This is a genomic window from Bradyrhizobium sp., assembly GCF_019242285.1.
Classification (GTDB): Bacteria; Pseudomonadota; Alphaproteobacteria; order Rhizobiales; family Xanthobacteraceae; genus Bradyrhizobium.
Window position 1 is genome coordinate 1 of record NZ_JAFAVV010000497.1, and the last position, 6585, is coordinate 6585.

Below are 6585 nucleotides of genomic sequence, written 5' to 3' on the forward strand. Positions count from 1 at the left end.
ACCGCCAGCATCTTTGAGCCCAAGGAAGTTCGGGTCAAAAGCAGATGTAGACCGAAGGTCACGACCAGCGCGACGACCCCGGCCAGGAGGCGCGAGGCGGGAATGCGAATGCCCCCGAGATCGAAGGTGCCACCGACGAGATCGCCCGGCAGTGTGAGAAAGTTGGAGCCGAACCACCAGAACACCGAGTAGCGCAACAACAGCGCCAGCCCGAACGTGCCGAGAATCTGCGCCAGCATCGGTCCTTTCATGATGTGGCGGATCAACGCGAAATACACGATGATACCGACCGTGGCGAGCAGGAGCGTGGCGAGCGGCGCCCCGACCAGCGGGCCCGCGCCGAGCACAGTGTAGACCACATAGGCCACGTACATGCCGAGCATGACGAAATCGCCATGGGCGAAATTGACGATGTTCATCATGCCCCAGACCAGGGTCAGCCCGGACGAGAACAGCGCGTACACGGCCCCCAGCAACAGCCCGCCGACGATCACCTGAACCAGAACAAAAGACATGAAGCCGCGCATCGTTGCGAGGGAAAAGTACCGCTCGAGGTCCAAACGACGTAAAGGGCGGGATTCCTTCGAATCCCACCCTTCACGTTCCTCTTGATGTTTCACCAGCCCTTATAGGGCAATGTGGGCGCTTTTTCGGCCAGGTCCTTCGGCCAGACCGCAGCGTAGTTCTCGCCGTCCTCGAGCTGCACCATGATGCAGGAGGCGAGGATGTTCTGGCCCTTCTCGTCGAACTTCACGCCCTTGTAGCCCATCATGAGCTGGTTCGGCTTGAGGTCGGTGGCCTTCAGCGCCGCCTGGATCTTGGCAGGCTCGGTCGAGCCGGCGCGGTCGATGGCGTCCACCAGCACGAGGAAGCCCTGCATCTCGCGGGCGGCCGTATCGTCCATCTCCTCGCCGCTCTTCTTCTTGTAGAGGTCGGCGATGACAGCGGTCGGCGAGCCGGGCGGGCCGACGAACCAGGACGAGCGGTTGAAGACGCCCTGCGAAATCTTGCCGACCGATTTGATGAAGGAGGGATCGGAATAGCCGGCATCGTCGCCGATGATCATCGGCGGCTTGTAGTCCTGCGCCTGCATGGTCTTGGCGAACAGGATCGCATCCGACGTGTAGGAGATCATGATCACGACGTCCGGGTTCTTCTCCTTCAGCTGCAGCACCTGGCTCTGCACGTCGGTGGCATTCGAGGGATAGGCGACGTCGAGGGCGATGGTCTTGCCGTTTTCCTTGAAGACGTCGGCAAGCGTCTTGGCGACCGATACGCCGTACTCGGTGTTGTCATGGACCAGCGCGACGTTGCCGACCTTGGCGCCGCTGGCCTTCATGTCATCGACGAAATCCGAATAGACCTTGGCGAAATCGGTCGCGATCGGCGTCGTGCGGAAGAACCATTTGAAGCCGCGCTCGGTGAGATTGGCCGCGACCGACTCGCTGGCGAGGAAGGGAATGCCGTATTTCTCGGCAATCGCGCTCGCCGTCAGCGTGATGCCGGACTGGAACGCGCCGTTGAGCGCCACGACTTTCTCCTGGGTGATCAGCCGCAGCGCCTGGTTCTGGCCGGTGGCCGGGCTGCCCTGGTTGTCCGCAAACACCACCTCGATCTTGGCGCCGCCCAGCCCCTTCAAGCCGGCGTTCTTGGCCAGCGGAAAATCGCCGAGCTCCGGATGGGCATTGTTGATGATGTCCTCGGCAACCTCGAGCGCGGCCTTGGCGTGGATGCCGGTGGTCGCCGCACCTCCGGTCATCGGATAGATCGCCCCGATCTTGACGACCTGGTCGGCGGCCAAGGCCTGGCTCGCCACCAACAACGAAAGCGAACTGGCGCACACCAATCCGGCGACGTACTTGCAACTCATCTACGCTCTCCGCGTTCACGACGCTCTGCTAATTGAAGCCCCGGCGCACGGAGACGAGTCCCCGACCTCTCTTTGCCCGTTGCGATGCCTACATTGCATGGCTGATTGGGTCGGGCAAGCGGTGGCGGCGCAGCACAACTGCTGCGGGAGACATGTACCTGCTTTCCAAGGTCACGACATGTCACGCGGCCGTGTTCGCGAAGGATGCGACGTGACGATCGCGCGACGCGACGCTTCGTGATCGGAGAATGCGCACTTTCAGGGTCAATGGCATGAAGCCCGCGCGCAAAACGGGCGGCAAGTTTTCGACTAGGGATGACGTGACGAGGGCGGACGACAAGACATGTCGAGCCTCCGATGAGCGGCCGCTGCGACATGAGCGCGCGACGCAAGCCGCGCGCGGTCCAATCCGCCGCGAAGCACCCTTGCCAAGCCGGGCTGACAGCAGGTAGAAGGGCGCGTCGCGCCGCAAAGGACAACCGCTTGGACGTGCCGGCCGGCCGAGCAGCTCAGCAAGCTATTGACTCTGCTAAGATTCCTTGGGGAATGGTGTAACGGTAGCACAACAGACTCTGACTCTGCTTGTCTTGGTTCGAATCCAGGTTCCCCAGCCAGCGCTTTGCGCCGATCCATCCAAAGCTTGACGCATCTTCGCGGACCCGTTGAGCGAAACAATCCACGCTTCAGTTGTGCGTCCACGGATTGCTTCGCTTCCGCTCGCAATGACGATGCCGTGACAGCGTAGCCCGGATGAGCGAAGCGACATCCGGGGTGACTATCGGAAACCCGAATGTCGCTGCGCTCATCCGGGCTACGCTCCCTAGGGGCCGCCGAGGCTTCAGTGATCCTTCGCCGGCTCCTCTGGATGGCTGGGCGGGGGCGGCGAGTTGCTCTGGGCCTGCATCCAGCTCGGGATCTGCAACGGGGAATTGTCGAGGTGGTTGACGAGCCACACGCCGCCAAGGGCGATGATCCCCGCCAGCAGCACCTGCGGCAGCGTCTGCACCAGCACCGCGAGCAGGGCTGCGAATGCGGCGAGGATGCTGGTTGCGGCCTCGAACAGCGCCCAGCCGACCCGGTACAGCGAGCCGAGCACGGCGATGATGATGATCACCAGCAACACCTGCTTCCATAAGGGCCAATCCGGCCAGGGCACGGCGACGAGCCTGGAGATCTGATCGACGGACCAGGTCCAGATCAGCTCGGCGAAGTGGAAGATCGCGGCAATTCCTTGCTGCAGGAATTTCAGGAGCTGGTCGAAAACCTGTTTCATGACGCCTACTCGACTATTTCAAACACGCTTTTTGACTTAAGGATTAACTCGAAAGTTACCATCGGGTTCCCGAAGTGTACCGCACGGGAACACACGCGACGCGTGCAGCTCGCGAGGAAAGAGCAAGCCAAAATGTCCAATTACCTCGATCGTCCAGTCGGCGCGGTGCCGCCGCATCTCGCCGAGATTTACGACGAGACCTCGTTCTGGAGCGCGCGGTTCGGCGCGCTCCTGCTCGATCATCTCGACATCCGCCGCGGCATTTCGGGCCTCGACATCGGCTGCGGCACCGGCTTTCCGCTGATCGAGCTGGCGCACCTGCACGGTGCCTCCTCGCGCTTCACCGGCGTCGACGTCTGGACCGAGGCGCTGGCGCGCGCAGGGTTGAAGCTGCGGCTGCATGGGCTCGACAACGTTGCGCTGGTCGCCGCCGACGTCGCTGCGTTGCCGTTTCCGGACGCAAGCTTCGATCTCCTGGTTGCCAATCTCGGCATCAACAATTTTCCCGATCCGACCGCCGCGTTGCGCGAATGTCGCCGGGTCGCCACAGGCGGGGCGCGCCTCGTCCTCACCACCAATGTCCAGGGCCATTTCGGCGGGCTCTATGCCCTGCTGGACGACATTCTCGGCGAGCTCCGGCTCAAGGCGGCGCGCGAGGCGCTGCATCGCGAGGCAGCGCACCGCCTGTCGCTGGATACGATCGCGCACCTGCTCGAGGGCAGCCGCTTTGCGGTGTCGCGCAGCTTCGAGAGCCGTTTCCGGATGCGCTTTGCCGATGGCTCGGCGCTGTTGCGACATTCGCTGGTGCAATGGTTCCTGGACGGCTGGCGCCGGGCGGTCGGCAACGCCGATGAGCGCGAGGTGTTCGAGCGGCTCGAGGTCCGGCTCGGTACCGTAGCCGGCGCCGAGGGATGTGTCGCGATGGCGGTGCCGATGCTGTATGTCGAGGCGGTGGCCGTTTAGGACGGCGGAACCGGCCCGGCCTGATCGCAATGACCGAACGGGCTCGACCTGGGCATCCCTGGAAGCGCTCGACCCTGGCCTTCCGAAAATTATACCTCCCTTGACGGGCCGACTCGCCTTAAGCTTGTTGCCGCAGGAATGGCAGAATTAAGATGCCGGACCTTTCGGGAAGTGGTGCACGCGGAAAATGGCAAAATCTTCCAAGCTCGTGGCCGCAAAGAGCGGCCGGGTCCTCCTGGTCCGGCGCCGGCGCGATGGCCGCTGGATGTTTCCAGGCGGCCGCAAGCGGCAGAACGAGAGCGACAAGGCCTGCCTCAGGCGCGAGATCAAGGAGGAGCTGCCAAAACTGAAGCTCGGGCGCCTGCGGCTCTGGAAGGAAGTCAAGGCCAAGAAGCGGAACTCGAACGGTCGCATGAGCGACGCCATCTTCATCACCAAGCGTGCCTCGGGCGAGCTTGCGATCGGCGACAAGCACGAGATCGACCGCGCCACCTGGCGCAAGCCGCGCGGGATTCGCCTGACGCCGACCTCCCGCTACATCCGCGACAAGCTGTTCCCGAAGCGGTGAGCGGTGCTTGCCAGGCTGGAAAACCCCGGCTCGCCGTCAGATGCTCTTGGCGAACTCCTTCTTCAATTCGCCGATGCGCTTGTCGTTGCGCCGGTAGAACGTCCATTGCTTGACCCGCTTGGCGGTGACGAGCCCCGCCCCCGTCAGCACCTTCATGTGCTCGCTGAGCGTCGGCTGGCTGATCTCGAGCTTCTGCGCGATCAAGACGCCGCAGACGCCGTCATGGACTAGGTCGCCGTCCGCCTGCGGCGGGAAATGCGCGCGCGGGTCCTTGAGCCATTCCAGGATGAGGAGCCGCTTCTCGTTGGCGAGAGCCCGAAATGCATCGATCATGGATCGACTGTTAGCAAACAGCCAAATTAGCGTCCAGGCTAACTGCACTTGCCTGAGCGTGCGAGGCGGTGACGACGATGATCGGCCGCGAATGCGCCTTCCGCGCGTCGATCACGATGCAGAGCCCGGGATAGCCGGGCGACGCAACTTGCATGGCCTATGCAATCCAACATAGTATATATATATCATTGCAACCTGCTGCGCGACGGCGTTGATATGAGCGGTTTCACTTGTTTCCCAGTGCGTGCATAGTAGAGTCCATGACATGCGTTAACCAGAGTGGCGTTTCCGTGGAGTCGAATGCGCTGGGATTGTCGGACAGACACCAGCCTTGATCCGCCAAATCCGACCCTCGAGACCGACCCGCATGACGCGCCCTGCCCCAGCGAGAATTCCGAAAGCGAAGCCGCAGCCGCCGGACGGCACGACGGCTCGCGGAGACGTGGCGACGCTGCGAATGGAGCGGAACTGCTCGGTCGCGCGCACCCTCGACATCGTCTCCGACGCCTGGGCCTTCCTGATCATCCGCGAAGCATTTTTCGGCACCCAGACCTTCGAAGCGTTCCGCTCGGCCCTCGGCATTCCCCGCGCCACGCTTGCCGATCGCCTGAAGAAGCTGACGGGGCTTGCGATCTTCCGGCAGGTCGCGACCGGCGCCTCGCAGCGCAAGGAATACCGCCTGACCGAGATGGGGCTCGACCTCTATTCGAGCTTCACCGCGCTGATGCAGTTCGGCGACCGCTGGCTCGCCGGCGACCAGCCGCCGCCGCTGATCCTCGTGCACATGGTCTGCGGCTGCGAGAGCCGCCCGATCGTCGCGTGCTCCGCCTGCGGCGAGCGGATTCATTTGAAGGAGGTGACCTATCGCGACGGGCCGGGCGCCGGGCGGCATCCGGCCAAGCCCGGCCGCAATACGCGGCGGGTCTCCGACGCCAGCCGCTTCCTGCTCGGCCGACCGAGCTCGGTCTCGCGCGCGCTGCAGATCATCGGCGACAAATGGAGCTTCATGGTGATGCGCGAGGCCTTCCTCGGCAACTGCCGCTACGACAAGATCCAGACCGAGCTAGCGATCGCGCCGAACATCCTGACCGACCGGCTGTCACGGCTGGTCGGCTTCGGCGTGCTCTATCGCCGGCTCTACCAGCATGCGCCGGATCGTTACGAATACCGGCTGACCGAGATGGGCAAGGATCTGTTCGGCTCGTTCGTCGCGATGCAGCACTGGGGCGACCGCTGGCTGTCCGGCGGCAAGCCGCCGGTCCTGCTCGAGCACCTCACCTGCGGACACGATTTCCACGGCTCCGTGATCTGCGACCAGTGCAGACAGCCGATCGTCGCCGCCGACATGCAGTATAAGCTCGCCTACGACCCGAAGACCTTCGGCGCGCTCGGGCCAAGATCGGTGTCATGAGGCCGGCAGTGCGGCTCACCACGAATTCCGTTTCACCTCTCCCCGCTCGCGGCAGGGCTATCGCATATGGGAAGAGCAGAGCGGTTGGGCCCACCCTCCCCTGGAGGGGGAGGGTCGGCACGCGATCGAGCGAAGCGAGATGCGTGCCGGGGTGGGGTGACGGTCTC

General features: G+C 63.6%; 7 protein-coding genes and 1 tRNA gene. 4 read left to right on the forward strand and 4 right to left on the reverse strand.

Annotated elements, in window-relative coordinates; genetic code table 11:
* Together JOY90_RS19590 and JOY90_RS19595 are read right to left on the reverse strand one after the other, a co-directional pair.
* Positions 1-515: branched-chain amino acid ABC transporter permease (locus JOY90_RS19590; RefSeq protein WP_291692759.1), on the reverse strand; the 515-nt coding region annotated here is incomplete at its 3' end.
* Positions 516-616: 101 nt separating this feature from the next.
* The gene (locus JOY90_RS19595; protein ID WP_291692760.1) at positions 617-1870 is read right to left on the reverse strand and encodes an ABC transporter substrate-binding protein; all 1254 of its coding nucleotides are present in this window, start codon (positions 1868-1870) and stop codon (positions 617-619) included.
* 540 nt (positions 1871-2410) lie between these two features.
* Between JOY90_RS19595 and JOY90_RS19600 the strand changes: the two genes are divergently transcribed.
* A tRNA-Gln gene (locus JOY90_RS19600) sits at positions 2411-2484 on the forward strand.
* Positions 2485-2708: 224 nt separating this feature from the next.
* Here the strand turns inward: JOY90_RS19600 and JOY90_RS19605 are convergent.
* The gene (locus tag JOY90_RS19605; protein ID WP_291692761.1) at positions 2709-3143 is read right to left on the reverse strand and encodes a hypothetical protein; all 435 of its coding nucleotides are present in this window, start codon (positions 3141-3143) and stop codon (positions 2709-2711) included.
* 132 nt (positions 3144-3275) lie between these two features.
* Between JOY90_RS19605 and JOY90_RS19610 the strand changes: the two genes are divergently transcribed.
* Both JOY90_RS19610 and JOY90_RS19615 read left to right on the forward strand, forming a co-directional pair.
* The gene (locus JOY90_RS19610; RefSeq protein WP_291692762.1) at positions 3276-4106 is read left to right on the forward strand and encodes a class I SAM-dependent methyltransferase; all 831 of its coding nucleotides are present in this window, start codon (positions 3276-3278) and stop codon (positions 4104-4106) included.
* Between the two features lie 187 nt (positions 4107-4293).
* A complete protein-coding gene (locus tag JOY90_RS19615; protein WP_291692763.1) occupies positions 4294-4674 on the forward strand; it encodes an NUDIX hydrolase in 381 nt (126 codons plus the stop codon).
* 36 nt (positions 4675-4710) lie between these two features.
* On the opposite strand, the gene JOY90_RS19620 is transcribed toward JOY90_RS19615, so the two are convergent.
* Positions 4711-5007: a helix-turn-helix transcriptional regulator gene (locus JOY90_RS19620; RefSeq protein ID WP_291692764.1), complete on the reverse strand. Its 297-nt coding sequence runs from the start codon at positions 5005-5007 to the stop codon at positions 4711-4713.
* Between the two features lie 442 nt (positions 5008-5449).
* On the opposite strand from JOY90_RS19620, the gene JOY90_RS19625 reads away from it, so the two are divergent.
* Complete coding sequence (locus tag JOY90_RS19625; protein WP_291692765.1) at positions 5450-6418, forward strand: helix-turn-helix domain-containing protein; 969 nt, start codon at positions 5450-5452, stop codon at positions 6416-6418.
* Positions 6419-6585 lie beyond the last annotated feature (167 nt).

Coding starts and splice junctions, on each gene's coding strand:
- JOY90_RS19595 (WP_291692760.1), bottom strand. CDS start 1,870: ATGAGTTGCAAGTACGTCGCCGGATTGGTGTGCGCCAGTTCGCTTTCG.
- JOY90_RS19605 (WP_291692761.1), bottom strand. CDS start 3,143: ATGAAACAGGTTTTCGACCAGCTCCTGAAATTCCTGCAGCAAGGAATT.
- JOY90_RS19610 (WP_291692762.1), top strand. CDS start 3,276: ATGTCCAATTACCTCGATCGTCCAGTCGGCGCGGTGCCGCCGCATCTC.
- JOY90_RS19615 (WP_291692763.1), top strand. CDS start 4,294: ATGGCAAAATCTTCCAAGCTCGTGGCCGCAAAGAGCGGCCGGGTCCTC.
- JOY90_RS19620 (WP_291692764.1), bottom strand. CDS start 5,007: ATGATCGATGCATTTCGGGCTCTCGCCAACGAGAAGCGGCTCCTCATC.